The organism is bacterium (assembly GCA_030685015.1).
Taxonomy (GTDB): Bacteria; CAIWAD01; CAIWAD01; order CAIWAD01; family CAIWAD01; genus CAIWAD01.
Genome location: JAUXWS010000041.1, coordinates 79,121 through 93,551 on the forward strand (window position 1 = coordinate 79,121; position 14,431 = coordinate 93,551).

A 14,431-nucleotide genomic window follows, 5' to 3' on the forward strand; every position below is an offset into this window, starting at 1 on the left:
GTCCGGCCGGGCCACGTTGATCGAAGGGACATGTCGCCTATCCTGCAACACCTGGAATCCCGTCGCCTGCTGAGGGACGCCGCCTGGGTCGCCGCCCTGGCGGCCCTGCTCTGGAGTCCCCTGCCCGAGATCATCCTGGGGCACTGGCTGCAGCTGGGCAACGCGGGGCGCCCGGAGACGGGCCGCGCCCACGATCGGCTCGACCTGCTGCAGGAGAGCGACAGCCAGGCCGTCGTGCGCAGCACCGTCATCGAGCATGAGAAAGTGGAGCGCGCGCGGGTCGTGACCCTGGGGCAGATGCGACAGCATTTGACGCGCAACCCGGAACTCGACATGGGGCTGGCCGCCTTTCGCGAGTTCTACGGGAGCCTCACCGCTTGGCAGCAGGACCAGATCATCCCGCCCGACGACCTCTCGCACCTGACGCGACGCGGGCTGGCCCAGGTGCTGGTCACCCGCCATGGACCGCATGCCCGCTTCGCCTTCCTGGACGAGAGCCACAACCGCCTGGCCGGAGCCGAGGCCGACCTGCTGCAGCTGCAGGTCCTGCCCCTTGGCCTCAGTCCGGTGGCGCCGGCGGACACGGCGGAGGCCCTGCGTGATCCCGCCTTGGCGGAGGTGGGCTCCGGCCAGGAGGAGGCTGGTCTGGTGCCCGGCCATCGCGAGCTGCTCAAGCGGTTGCGCCTCCTGCCCGGACTGGCCGTGGCCCGGGTCTGGCAGGTGGAGGGCCGCATCGTGCTGCTGGAAGTGGCCGCCGCCGGCCGCCGCCAGTGGCTGCGTCCCGCCGGCGTGGCCCAGACCTACATGGACAAGAACGGCCGGGAGCTGGGCCCGTGAACGAGAACCTGCTGCGCGTCCTGCGCCTGTTCCTCTATGCCTCGATGACGGGCCTTGGCCTGTTCCTGGCCGGGCTGCTGGTCTACACGGCGTTCGTCCAGCAGCAGTTGCCCCATCTGCCGGAGCGGTTGGGGGATCTGGAGCCGCCCCGCCGCACCACCATCCTGGATCGCAACGGCTTGGTCATCAGCCGCATCGGTTCCTCGCTGCCCGTCTCCCTGGAGGAGGTGTCGCCCCTCTTCGTCAAGGCGCTCCTGGCCACCGAGGACGATGACTTCCTGGGCCACCATGGCATCGACAAGCAGGCCCTCCTGCGGGCCTTGCTCAGCCAGATGCTGCCCGGGCGGCGCAGCGGCGGTTCCACCCTGACCCAGCAGCTGGCCAAGAACATGTTCTTCACCTTCGAGAAAAAGGTGGACCGCAAGCTGCGCGAAATCCTGCTGGCGGTGGCGATGGAGGCCCGCTATGACAAGCGGGACATCCTGGAGGCCTACTGCAACACGGTGGACTTCGGCGCCGGCAGCATGGGCGTGGAGGCGGCCGCGCAAGAGTATTTCGACCGCTCCGCCTCGGAGCTGGATGTGACGGAGGCCGCCACGCTGGTGGCCATCCTCAACGCGCCCACCCGCTACAATCCCCGCGCCAACCCGGCCGCCTGCCGCGACCGGCGCAACCTCGTGCTGTCGCGCATGGAGCACCAGGGACACCTGGACCGGGAGACGGCGGCCCGCCTCAAAGGCGGCCCGCTCAAGGTCCGGCCGGGCCGGCGCAACAACGCCGGGCACCTGCGGGACTGGATCCTGGCCGACCTGGAGAAGGAGTACCGGGAAATGGGCCTGGATCCCGAGACCATCCCCTATGCCGGACTGGAGATCCACACCAGCGTGGACGGACGCCTGCAGGACCTGGCCCAGCAATCGCTCAGCACCTTCTGCGACGGCCTGGAGACCCGCCTGGGCGCCAATGCCACCTCGCTGGACGGCGCGGTGGTGGCGCTGGATCCGCGCAATGGCGAGGTGCTGGCCCTGGTGGGCGGTCGAGACTACTTGACCAGCGCCTTCAACTGCGCGCTGAGCCCCAACCGCCAGCCGGGGAGCAGCTTCAAGCCCTTCTTCTATTACACCACGCTGCGCAACGGCTGGTCGCCCCTGGACATCGTGGTGGACAGCGTGCAGAGCTACCGCCTGCCCGACATGACCTGGACGCCGCGCAATTGGGACTACAGCGAGAGCGGCTCGCAGACCTGGGTCTACGGCCTGATGAAGAGTCTCAACGTGGTGGTGGCCGGCGTGGCCATGCGCAGCGACCTGGCCCAGACGATCCGCACCGCCCGCGACGCCGGCATCACGGCCCCGCTGGAGCGGAGCCCCAGCCTCACGCTGGGGACTTTCCCTGTCCGGCCGCTGGAGCTGGCCCAGGCCTACGGCGTCTTCGTCAACCGCGGCATCCGCTCCGACGCCTTCGTCGTGCGGCACGTGACAGACCGCTTCGGGCGCGAGGTGCTGCGCCACAAAGCCCGGCAACGGCAGGCCTTTGATCCGGTGGAGAGCTACCTGGTGCTGGACATGCTGCGGGGCGCCGTGCGTTACGGCACGGGCGGCGATTTGCTCTCCGTGCCCTTCACGGGCGATCTGGGGGGCAAGACGGGCACCACCGACGATTACCGGGACAGCTGGTTCTGCGCCGTGATGCCGCGCCTGGTCTGTGTGAGCTGGGTGGGCAACCGCGACAACCACCCCATGCGCTTCTCCCGCGAGGCGGGCGTGACCGGGGCGGCGGGCGGCCTCAAGGTCTTCAAGGCCATGCTGCCGCAACTGGAGGAGATTCTGGGCCGGCAGGGAAATTTCCCTGTGCCCGATGGGGTCGAGTTCCGCAGCGTCAACCTGTGGAGCGGCCGCGAGGACGCCAATGGGCCGCGCCTTGCCCTGCGCATGATCGACTTGTGAGCGCGCCGGACTGTGGCGGTCGGACTTGATGGCTGGCGCAAAGCGGATGCGGGAGGGATGACCGCGGCTGAGGACGAAGGACTGAGGTGGCGATGAGGATGGGCCTGGAACAGGGGTTGGAGACGGCGCGCCTGGCCGGCAAGCTTACGCTGGCCTATGCCGTGGCGGCCTGGCTGCTCTACCTGCTGCTGGGGCTGGCGCTCCCCGGTCTGCTTGCCAAGGGTGGCTGGCTTCTTGCGCTGGCCCTGATCCTGGCCCTGCCCGTGCCCCGCCTGCTCACCCGCCGGCGGGAAGGGCGCGAGCCCGCCGCCCTCGCCGCCGCCTGGGAGGCGATCGACCGGCGCGACGCCGTCCAGCTGGCCGCCTTCCATCAGAGCCGGATCCAATGGGCGGGCATGTCCCCCGGACGCCGAGTCCAGTGGGAGGACCAGCTGCTTGAGGCTTGGACGCGCCTGCCCGGCGGCCAGATCAGCGCGGGGGCGGGGTCCCTGCTCGAGCTGCTGCACCGGCGCCCCCTCCTGGCGGCGCGCGAGGTGGAGCTGCTGCGCCGCCTGGATCCGGCCCAGGTTGATCCTTTGGACCTGCTGGGTCTCTGGAACAGGGTGGATGCCGCCGGCCTGCCCCTCGACCATGCCTGCCTCAATCGTGTCCTGCGTGGCCTGCCGGCCCCCCAGCGGTGGCGCGCCCTGCGCCGGGTGCGGCCCCTCCTGTTTCAGCTGGCCCGGGAGGGCCACGAAGCGGCCGGCGAATTGCTGCGCGGCGCGCTGGACCGCGGCGCCCTGGTGCGGGCGGATCTGCCCGAGGATCTCAGCGTCGCCCTGGGCGAAGGGGAAGAGGCGAGGCCGGAGGCGCCGCCAGAAGGAAGGATCAGCCCCAGTGCCATGGGTCTGCTGGGGAAGGCCATGAGCCAGGTGTCCCGACAGGCGGGCACGGGCGCCCGCCAGCTGCGCGCCTCCTGGGTGCGGCCCGCCATCCTCGCCAGTGCGGTGGTCCTGGCCCTGCTGGCCAGCCGCGGATTGCGCCAGCCAAGCCCCACGCTCCAGGCCCCTTCCGTCTCGAAGCTGGCATACGCGCCACCGGCCAATGTCCACGGCGGTTTTACCCTGCAGGTGACGGCCAGCCGGGACAGTCTGCAGGTGGTTCACCAGGTGGAGGCCCTGCATCAGGCGGAGATCTATGCCTACGCCCTGCCGCCGCGCCAGAACTCGACCTGGTATCGGGTGCGCCTCGGCTGGTTCGCCGAGCGCGCCGCGGCGGATTCCACGGCATCGCTGCTGAAGGCCCGGGGCCACATCGATGAATGGTACGTGGCCAACTTCGATCTTGCCGGTCGGCTGCATGAGCCGTCGCCCGGCGTTCCCGGTGGCGGGACGACCCTTGAGATGCGGGGAGGACCCGCCGGGAAGGAGCATCCATGACGAGCCGAGCCGTGGCGCGAGGTCTGTTGGCAATAGTGCTGGCGCTGCCGGCGGCCGGGTTGGACATGCCCGTCCTCATCCGCGAATTGAGTTCGCCCGCCTATCAGGGCCGGCGCGCCGGGGAGCCGGGCGGAGCCCTGGCCGCGAAGCGCCTGGAGCAGGAGCTGGCGGCCCTGGGCCTGGCGCCGCTGGCGGGCTTCCCGGACCACAGCCATTACTTCAGCTTCCGGGAAGAGGCACGGGTGCAGCAGGCGCGCCTGGGCCGGCTGGATGCCGCGGGCGGCGTGCGGGACCTCCCCGCCGCCACGTGGCAGCCCATGGCCGCCTCGTCCTCGGGCTTCATCCACGCCCCCGTCCTCTTCTGTGGATTCGGCATTGTGGCGCCGGAGCTGGGTTGGAACGATCTGCAGGGCGCCACCCTGGCGGGCAAGGCCGTCCTCATCGTGCGCCAGGTGCCCGATGGACTGGGCGACGGCTCGCCGGCCTGGCGGGAGGCCTGCCGGCTGGAGCGGCGTCTGGCCGCGGCGCGGGCGGGCGGCGCCGCCGCCGTGCTGGTGGCGGACAGCCCCTTCACCGAGCGGGCGGAGCTGCTGCGCCTGGGCAGACTGGACGCCGCCCTGGACACGGGCGGGCCGCTCCTGGCCTCCCTTTCCGCCAGCGCCGCCGACAGCCTCCTGGCCCCCGCCGGACAGGCCTTGCGCACCCTGGTGTCAAAAGCCTCCCGGTCGCGCAAGGCGCAGCCGCCCCTTGCCGTGCCGGGCCTGGTGGAGCTGGAGATCCGCCAACAGGCGGCGGAGCGCCACAGCCGCAACCTGGGCGCCGCCATCCCGGGCAACGGCCGGGCGGCGGATCGCTGGATCCTGCTGGGCGCCCACTACGACCACCTGGGGATGGGGGCCGATGGCCGCACGCTCCACCCCGGCGCCGACGACAACGCCAGCGGCACGGCCATGCTGTTGGAGACGGCCCGGCGCCTGCAGGCCTCCCTTGCGGGGAAGGAGGGCGAGCGCCGCTCCCTGGCCCTTGTGCTCTTCGGTGGGGAGGAGTTGGGTCGCCTCGGCTCGCGCAGCCTGCTCCGCGCCAGGCCGGCCTGGATCGACTCGCTGGACCTGATGGTCAACCTCGACATGGTGGGCCGCCTGCGGGACGAGGCGCTGCAGGTGCTGGGCGGCGGGGAGCATCCCGAGCTGACGCCCTCCCTGGAGCGGGCCGCGGCGGAGGCGGGGCTGCGCGCCCTGCCCTGCCCAGAAGCCCCCGGCGGCGACCACGAGAGTTTCCGCGAGGCGGACATCCCCGCCCTCATGCTCTTCACCGGCCCCCACGAGGACTACCACCAGCCAACGGACACGGCCGACCGCCTCAACCTGGAGGGCCTGGAGCCCGTGGCGCGCACCCTGGCGGGGTGGATCCCGGCCCTGCTGGATCCAGGGCTGGCCGTGGGGCGGGTCGCGCCAACGGCGCGGAAGCAGCCGGAGGGCGGCGCCCCCATCCGGGTGGCCCTTGGCATCGTGCCCGGTTACGAGAGTGCGGGCGAAGGAATGACGGTCCAGGACGTGAAGGCGGGCAGCGCGGCGGAGCGGGCCGGCCTCAGGCCAGGCGACCGCATCGTCGCCCTGGGGCGCCACCCCGTGGCCAACATCCATGACTACACCTTCGCCCTGCGCCACTTCGCGTCCGGAGACGAGGCGCAGGTGGCGCTGCTGCGCGAGGGCCGTCGCCTGCAGCTGTCGATCCGACTTGAGGAGCGTGTGCGATGAATCCCGTGATACAGGTGGGCAGCAGCTGGCTGGACATCGCGACGCTGGCCGAAGTGGCCGCCGGGGCGGGCACCTTCGAGTTGACCGCCGAGGCGAGGCGGGCCGTGGAGGAGAGCCGCGCCTTCGTGGACGCCGCCGTCGTCCGCGGGGACGTCATCTATGGCATCACCACCGGCTTCGGCGCCCTGCAGCAGGTGCAGATCGCCCCCGAGGACCAAGGCCGCCTCCAGCACAACCTGCTGGTCAGCCACGCCGTCTCAACCGGTCAACCGCTGGCGCCGGAGGTGGTGCGGGCCATGCTGCTCCTGCGCGCCCACAGCCTGGCCCAGGGTTGCAGCGGCGTGCGTCCAGTCGTGATCGAACGATTGCTGGAGCTGCTGCACCGCGATCTGCTGCCCCATGTGCCGGCCCTGGGCTCGGTGGGGGCCTCGGGGGACCTGTCCCCCCTGTCCCACATGGCGCTTCCCCTCATCGGCGAGGGCAAGCTCATGTATCACGGGGCCTGGAAGCCCGCCTCCTGGGTGCTGGAGATCGAGGGGCTGGCGCCCCTGGTGCTCGAGGCGAAGGAGGGCCTGGCCCTCAACAACGGCACCCAGTTCATGACGGCCGCCGCCGCCCTGCTCCTGCACAAGGCCGAGCGGCTGGCCCGCACGGCCGACATCGCCCTCGCCCTGACCCTGGAGGCCCTCCAGGGCAAGTCCGCCGCCTTTGATCCACGCATCCACGCCCTGCGCCGACACCCGGGCCAGGAGGCGGTGGCGGACAATGTGCGCCGGTTGACCGTCGGATCGGATCGGGTGGACGCGCGGGATCCCGCCCATCCGCGGGTGCAGGACTCCTACAGTGTGCGCTGCGCTCCCCAGGTGCACGGGGCCTGCCGCGACACCTTCACCCAGCTGCGCGCCGCCGTGGAGCGCGAGATGAACGCCGTCACGGACAACCCCCTCGTCTTCGCGGCGGATGGCGAGTTCTTGAGCGGCGGCAACTTCCACGGCGAGCCGATGGCCTTCTGCCTGGACTTCCTCAAAGTGGCCCTCTGCGAGTTGGCCAGCATCTCGGAGCGCCGCACGGCCAAGCTGATGGACGCCTCCCAGAACCACGGGCTGCCGCCCTTCCTCGTCACGCGTAGCGGGATCAACTCCGGCATGATGATCTGCCAGTACACGGCGGCGGCCCTCGTCTCCAAGAACAAGACCCTGGCCCATCCTGACAGCGTGGACTCCATTCCCACCAGCGCCAATCAGGAGGACCATGTCAGCATGGGCGCCAACGCGGCCCTGCACGCGCTCGAGATCGCCGACCACGTGGGCACGGTGCTGGCCATCGAGGTGCTGGCCGGGCATTACGGCAACCGCTTCCGCGGCGGGCAGCCCGGCCGTGGCAGTGCCGCGGCGCTGATGGCGGCCGCCACCTGCCTGGCGGGGGAGGCCGCCCGCGGCGACGAGGTGGTGGACCACGACTTCCGCAGCGAGTACCACGCCCTCAAGCAGCTGATCGAGTCGGGGGCCCTCCTGCGCGCCGTGGAGGGCGAGGTGGGCGGCTTGGCTTGACGGAGACCGTTCATGGGTGCCTACAACCTCTACCTGCTGGATGAGACGCGCGATCCCAAGGTGATCGCCCGCCTGGCCCGCATCACCGGCCTATCGGAACCCCTGGTGCGGCGCGAGCTGCGGCATCCTCCCTTCCTTGTCCTGCGCGAGCACGGCCTCTCCCAGGCCGTGGCCGTGCGCCGGGACTTCGAGCAGATGGGCCTCACCCTCCGCCTCGAGTTGGTGGAGGAGCCCAGCGGTGATCGCACCCATCCTTTGGCCGGCCAGCAGGCTCCGGCCGATGGTGGGGAGATCGTGCTGGAGGAGGGCGCCGGCTTCACCCGCAGCGGCGCCGCGCCGGCCGGACCCCCGGCTGGTCGCGCCAGGCGGGCCTGGCAGCCCCGCCTTCGCCGGCGCTCGCTGCTCTGGGTGATGGCGGCCCTGGTGGTGGCCGCCCTGCTGCAATGGTCCCTCCGTCCGGCGTCGCCCCGCCCCGCCGGACTGGAGCCCCCGCCCGACCTGGCCAGGGAGATGCCGCTTCTGCAGGAAGGGCTGGCCGCCGCCCTGGCGGCGGGCAACACTGACAAGGCGCTGATGGACAGCTTGATTCGATGCGTAGGCGAGCTGGAGGGCAGGGTCCGCCCCGTCTGGGAGAGCCTGTCCCGCCGCGAGCGCGAGATGGTGGAGGACCTGCTTGCCCAACGCCAGACCCTGGTCCTGCGCCGGGCGGCGAGCAGGGAGCCGCCGGCGGTGGTCTGGAGCGCCCGGGATCTGCGCGAAGTGGAGGCCGGCGGACCGGGCCGCGAGGAGTTCTGGCACAGAGTGGCGGTTCAGTGGGGCCGGCGCGAGGCGCCGGCCAGCCTGGGCGAACAGATGGCCCTGGAGCGCCTGGAGGCGGAACTGGAAAGGATCGCCGCCGGGCGCGCCGACCCGGAGGCCCGCGCCCGCCTGGCCGGCCTGGAGCGGCAGGATCCCGCGGGTCGGCAGCGCCTGGGCGCCCTGCGCCTGGCCGGAAGTTTGCGCCAGAAGGGCATTGTCTGGACGGGGGAGGGCGCCGCCGCCCTGGGCTGGGCGGATCTGCCCGATTCCACCGTGCTGGAGGTGCGCGGCGACCAGGGAGCCCTGCAGACGGCCCAGGTGGTGGATGGCCGGCTGGTCTTCGATCCGGCCGGCGAGGTCCTGACCGGCGTCTCCGTGCGCCTGGCCGCCCTGGAACGGCAGCCCCGCGGCCTGCGGCGCCTGCTGGAGGCCGGCCTGCTCCTGCTGGAGCCCGGCCTCTTTTTCGGCACCATCCCCGGCGGCAGCCTGCCCCGGCTGGACCCTGCCCTGGCCGCGGCCCAGTGGGAGAAATCCGGCGACCCGGCCCTCAAGGAGGAACTGCGCCGCCTGGGCCTGCAAGGGGACGACCTGCGCCGGCCCGTCCTGGCGCTGGATTCCGGGGAGGGCGTCGCGGAGCCCGATCTGGCGGATTGGCTGCGGGCCGCCGCCGCGCGCTATCGCCAAGCCCGCACCTGGCCGCAGCGCCTCGAGCTGCGTACGCCCACCGGCCGCTATCGGGTCACGGGCTGCGAGCTTTGGCACCTGACCCGGCAGGGGACCGAAGAGTGACCATTCCGGGCATGGACGCCTTCCCTGCACGCCCCACGCCCCCGTGGCCCACACAGAACCGGCCCTGGGGCTTCGACGTCGACCACCCGGACTGGGTGTCTCAGAAATGGGCCGGCATGTGCGGCACATGGTGGACATTCCGTCATGGGGCGTGGGCGTTGAAGCTCGTTTCTTGCCCGATCATCAGCAGGAGGGATCACACCATGAACAAGATGTTTGGCCTCGCCGTCCTGGCGCTCGCCACCGCGGGCCTGGCGGCACAACGGGTGCCGGTGGACGGTCGCTTCCCCCTTGTCGAGCGGCACCCGGGCAAGACGGCCTGGCAGTCCTTCAACGTGGACGCTCCTTCCATCGCGGCCGGGAAGGGCGACGGGAGCACTTTCGTGGATTGGCCCTACGGACAGATTGTCGTGGTGGGCACCAGCCGCTATGATCTCCAGCACAACGGCTCCTACGGCAAGATGATCGCCGTCAGCGCCGACGGCGTCAGCCACGGCTCCTTCATGGGCGGCATCAATGTAACAACCGGTCGGCGCGTGAAGGCCTGGTGCGTGAATCCGAACCTCACGGTGATTCCCGCCCTCAATGTGACGGCCATCCATTCCGGCTACACCACCCACGCCGTCATCAGCCCCAACCCGCCCAACGGACTGCCTCCCAACATCAGCGTGGTGGGCTTCCACGGCAGCGCCGGCTGCTGGTTCGGCTTTGACTTCGGGGACTGCTCGCTGGCCTTCGTCCTGTACCAGAACACGGAGAACGCGAACATTGTCTGGCCGCACATCGCCGTGGACTACCGGGACAAGGTGCACATGGTCTCCAGCGAAGCCGGGACGGTGACTCAAGGTGCTGTGTGGTACAACGCCAGCAGCAACCTGTCCACCTGGGACGGCGCTTACGCCCAGGTCACCGGCGCCTGCGGCACGATCAGCGCCACCATGACCGCGGCCAAGCATGCCCCTGGCGCGGCCATCATTTTCGGCCCGGACGCCCTGGCCTCCCCTTCCGTCTATGACGACGCTCTCTTCGGCGCCGGCCAGTGGCACCACGACGTGTTGGTCTACGAGGCGCGGGACGCCAACAACAACCTCTTCGCCCGCATCGCCCAGGGCAATCCGCTCAACATCACCAAGTACCACGATCCCGCCTCGACGGCTCCCTTCCGGGTGGGCGTCTTCGGCTACGCGGACATGGACGCCATCTACGACTCGGCGGAGACCCCCAACCTGCACGTCGCCTGGCCGACGCCCGTCACCTACGCGGACAGCCTGCTCTTCATCGACCTGGCGGACGACACCTATTACATGACCGAGTTCAGCCACGTGGACTACCACAGCGCCATCTGGCACTACAACGCCACCACCGGCCAGTACGGCCACATCGCCGGTTGGCTGACCGCCGACGACGAGGCGGGCGACCTGCCCTATCCCTTCAGCGGCGTCTTCCGCATCAAGGAGGACCGCGTCCAGCTCGCCCACGACCCGGCCACCGGCCACCTCTATGCCCTGTGGAACGTCTACGACAAGAACGACCGGCGCGCCCCCGGTTCGGACAACAAGCGGATGGCCAACGGCGAGCTCTTCATGGCCTGCTCCACCGACAACGGCCTGACCTGGGGCCCGCGCGTCAACATCACCCAGACCCCCAGCCCCGGCTGCGAGTCCCCCAACTGCTGGAGCGAGACCTACGGCTCCCTGGCCGAGGTGGTGGACAACGGCCACCTGCACCTCAGTTTCATGCTGGACCGGCACGCCGGCTCCTCCATTCGAAGCTCGGAGGCCCAAGACGGCTCCCTCGAGACGGAGAACAACATCTACTACATGCGCATCCCGGTGACGGATGTGCCGCCCCATGCAGGCACGCCCTGGAACGCGGCGGGCCACATCGGCCTCAGCCACTACAACAGCCACCGTGGCGCGGTGTGGACCAACGGCGCTCTGGACAGCGTCCTCTATTATGACCGTATCTGCGTCTTCAACGAGGGCAGCCAGGTCCGCCACCTCCAGCGCCTCACCATGTACCATGACGCACTGGATGTCTTCGGCACGGAGGACCTCTTTTTCACCTGGGAGGTGAAGCCGGGCGATCCGCTGGCGGACACGGAGTGGATCGTGGACCCCGCCAACGGCGACGATTGGAACGGCGCCCTGGCCCCCAACAGCATCCTGCAGGTGCATCTGGGCGTCGGTCGCCAGGGCTTTCCGGTGCGTGAGCATGCCTTCAAGTTCGAGTTCGACGACGGCACCGTGCGCACTTACCGCTACGAGTACTATGGTCCCAGTGGCCAAGGCTCACAGGTCGCCTTGATCGACCTGGACGACCTGGACTCCTACCCTCGGCAAGTGCTCTACGTGCGGCTGGAAGCCCCGCATGTCCGGATCGGCCCGCCGTCGGGCGGACAGGTCCTCCTTCATTGGGATGTGGTTCCAGAGGCCGATTGGTACGAGATCTGGTCGTCCTCGGACCAGGGCTCAAGCTGGCAGCGGGTGGCGACAACCACCTCAACGCAGTGGACAACAAGCACCGGGGGAAATCTGCAGACCTTGTTCAGAGTCCGCGCCGGGTCGGAGTGAGGCCCTTCCTGCTTTGCCGCGAACGGTAGAAGGTGGGCCCGGATACGGCTGACGGAGAGTAGACGGAGGGTGGCGCTTCCGCCAAGCCTTGACCGGGCGAACTGGCATGTTGATTGCGATAAACTCCCCAGGGTCATGCCCCAGCTTGATTCGTGGCGGGTGAATCGCAACCTTTTACAAGGTGTTAATGGAGAGAACTCCAGCCCCCGCCACTTCGGGAGCCGCTGAACACAATCGTCTAAACTCTAAAGGATGCGAGGCAAACATGCGCAAGACACTTGTATTCGCCTCCCTGGCACTGGGATCGGCCGCCCTGGCGGCACAACTGGTGCCGGTGGACGGGCGTTTCCCCCTCAGCGAGCGGCACCCGGGCAAGACGGCCTGGCAGTCCTTCAATGTGGACGCCCCCTCCGTCGCGGCCCAGAAGGGCGACGGGAGCACCTTCGTGGATTGGCCCTACGGACAAAATGTCGTGGTGGGCACCAGCCGCTATGACTACCAGCACAACGGGTCCTACGGCAAGATGATCGCCGTCAGCACCGACGGCGTCAGCCACGGCTCCTTCATGGGCGGCATCAACGTGTCCACCGGCCGCCGTGTGCGGGCCTGGTGCGTGAATCCCAATCTCACCGTCGTCCCCGCCGCCGATGTGATGTCCACCCATGCCGGTTACACGACCCACGCCGTCGCCAGCGCCAACCCGTCCAACGGGATGGCCCCCAACACCGGTGTGGTGGGCTTCCACAGCGGCGCCGGCTCCTGGTTCGGCATGGACTTCGGGGACTGCTCGCTGGCCTTCAACCTGCTCCAGAACACGGAGAACGCGGACATCCTGTGGCCGCACATCGCCGTGGACTACAACGACAAAGTCCATATGGTGAGCAGCGACTCGCGCATCACGGGCGCCTACGTCGACGCCGTGTGGTACAACGCCAGCACGAGCAGCGCCTCCTGGGATGGCACCTATGTCCTGGTCACCAACGCCAGCAACACGCTGAGCGCCACCATGACCGCGGCCAAGAATGCGCCGGGGGCGGCCGTCGTTTTCGGACCTGACGCTCCGGCCACGCCCTCCATTTTCTACGACGCCAGCTACGGCGCCGGCCAGTGGCACCATGACGTGATGGTCTACGAGGCGCGTGACGCGAGCAACAATGTCTTCGCCCGCATCGCCCAGGGCAATCCGCTCAACATCACCAAGTACCATGATCCCGCCTCGACGGCCCCCTTCCGGGTGGGCGTGTTCGGCTACGCGGACATGGACGCCATCTACGACACGGCGGAGACGCCCAACCTGCACGTGGCCTGGCCGACGCCCGTGTCTTATGCGGACAGCCTGCTCTTCATCGACCTGGCGGACGACACCTATTACATGACCGAGTTCAGCCATGTGGACTACCACAGCTCCATCTGGCACTACAACGCCACCACGGGCCAGTTCGGCCACATTGCCGGCTGGCTGACCGCCGACGACGAGGCGGGCGACCTGCCCTATCCCTTCAGCGGCGTCTTCCGCATCAAGGAGGACCGCGTCCAGCTGGCCCACGACCCGGCCACCGGTTACCTCTACGCCCTGTGGAACGCCTACGACAAGAACGACCGGCGCGCCCCCGGTTCGGACAACAAGCGGATGGCCAACGGTGAGTTCTTCATGGCCTGCTCCGCCGACAATGGCCTGACCTGGGGCCCGCGCGTCAACATCACCCAGACGCCCAGCCCCGGCTGCGAGTCCCCCAACTGCTGGAGCGAGACCTTCGGCTCCCTGGCCGAGGTGGTGGACAACGGCTACCTGCACCTCAGCTTCATGCTGGACCTGCACGCCGGCGCCTCCATCCGCAACTCGAACGACAACGACGGCTCCATCGAGACGGAGAACAACATCTACTACATGCGCATCCCGGTGACGGACGTGCCGCCCCATACAGGCACGCCCTGGAACGCCGAGGGCCACATCGGCCTCAGCCACTACAACAGCCACCGCGGCGTGTATTGGACCAACGGGGCCCTGGACAGCGTCCTCTATTATGACCGTATCTGTGTCTTCAACGAGGGCAGCCAGGTCCGCCACCTCCAGCGTCTCACCATGTATCATGACATGCTGGACGTCTTCGGCACCGCCGACCTCTTCTTCACCTGGGAGGTGAAGCCGGGCGATCCGCTGGCGAACACGGAGTGGATCGTGGACCCGGCCGACTGCGACGAGTGGAACGGCGCCATGGCTCCCCAAAGCATCCTGCAGGTGCATCTGGGCGTCGGCCGCCAGGGGTTCCCGGTGAGGCAGCACGCCTTCAAGTTCGAGTTCGATGACGGCACCACCCGCCTCTACCGCTACGAGTACTATGGCCCCAACGCCGAAGGCTCACTGGTCGAGCTGATCGACCTCGAGAACCTGGCCCAGTACGAGAGCCAGATCATTTACGAGTGCACCTCGGACTTGGCGGAGCCGGTGGCCCCCGCCTCCTTCGCCCTGGCCCAGAACGTGCCCAACCCCTTCAATCCGGCGACGGAGATCAGCTTCACGCTGGAGAAGGCCGGACAGGCCAGCCTGAAGGTGCACAACCTGCGCGGCGAGACGGTGGCGACGCTGGTCAACGGCCAGCTGGGCGCCGGCCGCCATGCCGTGAGCTTCGACGGCAGCCAGCTCTCCAGCGGCGTGTACTTCTACACCCTGGAGGCCGCCGGTACGAGCGAGACGCGGAAGATGCTGCTGACCAAGTAGGCAGCGCCCCAGACAGCGTACAGCGCCCCCGGTCCCCGATCGGG

At 69.4% G+C, this 14,431-nt stretch carries 8 protein-coding genes; all 8 read left to right on the forward strand.

What is annotated here, in order from left to right:
- Positions 1–30: 30 nt before the first annotated feature.
- The 8 genes from Q8O14_05085 (at position 31) to Q8O14_05120 (ending at position 14,387) form a co-directional block, all read left to right on the forward strand.
- Positions 31–837 (forward strand): hypothetical protein, encoded by an 807-nt coding sequence (locus Q8O14_05085; GenBank protein ID MDP2360110.1) that lies wholly within the window; start codon positions 31–33, stop codon positions 835–837.
- Positions 834–2,783 carry a transglycosylase domain-containing protein gene (locus Q8O14_05090; protein MDP2360111.1) on the forward strand — a complete coding sequence of 650 codons (1,950 nt, stop codon included), beginning with the start codon at positions 834–836 and terminating at the stop codon, positions 2,781–2,783. The genes Q8O14_05085 and Q8O14_05090 overlap by 4 nt, the downstream gene beginning before the upstream one ends.
- Positions 2,784–2,875: 92 nt before the next feature.
- Positions 2,876–4,201, forward strand: a complete 1,326-nt coding sequence (locus Q8O14_05095) for an SPOR domain-containing protein (GenBank protein ID MDP2360112.1) — start codon at positions 2,876–2,878, stop codon at positions 4,199–4,201.
- On the forward strand, positions 4,198–5,958 hold the full coding sequence (locus Q8O14_05100; protein MDP2360113.1) for a M20/M25/M40 family metallo-hydrolase: 1,761 nt from the start codon (positions 4,198–4,200) through the stop codon (positions 5,956–5,958). The genes Q8O14_05095 and Q8O14_05100 overlap by 4 nt, the downstream gene beginning before the upstream one ends.
- Positions 5,955–7,508: a histidine ammonia-lyase gene (gene hutH, locus Q8O14_05105; GenBank protein ID MDP2360114.1), complete on the forward strand. Its 1,554-nt coding sequence runs from the start codon at positions 5,955–5,957 to the stop codon at positions 7,506–7,508. The genes Q8O14_05100 and hutH overlap by 4 nt, the downstream gene beginning before the upstream one ends.
- A gap of 12 nt (positions 7,509–7,520) precedes the next feature.
- The gene (locus Q8O14_05110) at positions 7,521–9,095 is read left to right on the forward strand and encodes a hypothetical protein (protein MDP2360115.1); all 1,575 of its coding nucleotides are present in this window, start codon (positions 7,521–7,523) and stop codon (positions 9,093–9,095) included.
- Positions 9,096–9,298: 203 nt separating this feature from the next.
- Positions 9,299–11,668 carry a hypothetical protein gene (locus Q8O14_05115; GenBank protein MDP2360116.1) on the forward strand — a complete coding sequence of 790 codons (2,370 nt, stop codon included), beginning with the start codon at positions 9,299–9,301 and terminating at the stop codon, positions 11,666–11,668.
- A gap of 265 nt (positions 11,669–11,933) precedes the next feature.
- Positions 11,934–14,387, forward strand: a complete 2,454-nt coding sequence (locus Q8O14_05120) for a T9SS type A sorting domain-containing protein (protein MDP2360117.1) — start codon at positions 11,934–11,936, stop codon at positions 14,385–14,387.
- The last annotated feature ends 44 nt before the right edge of the window (positions 14,388–14,431 follow it).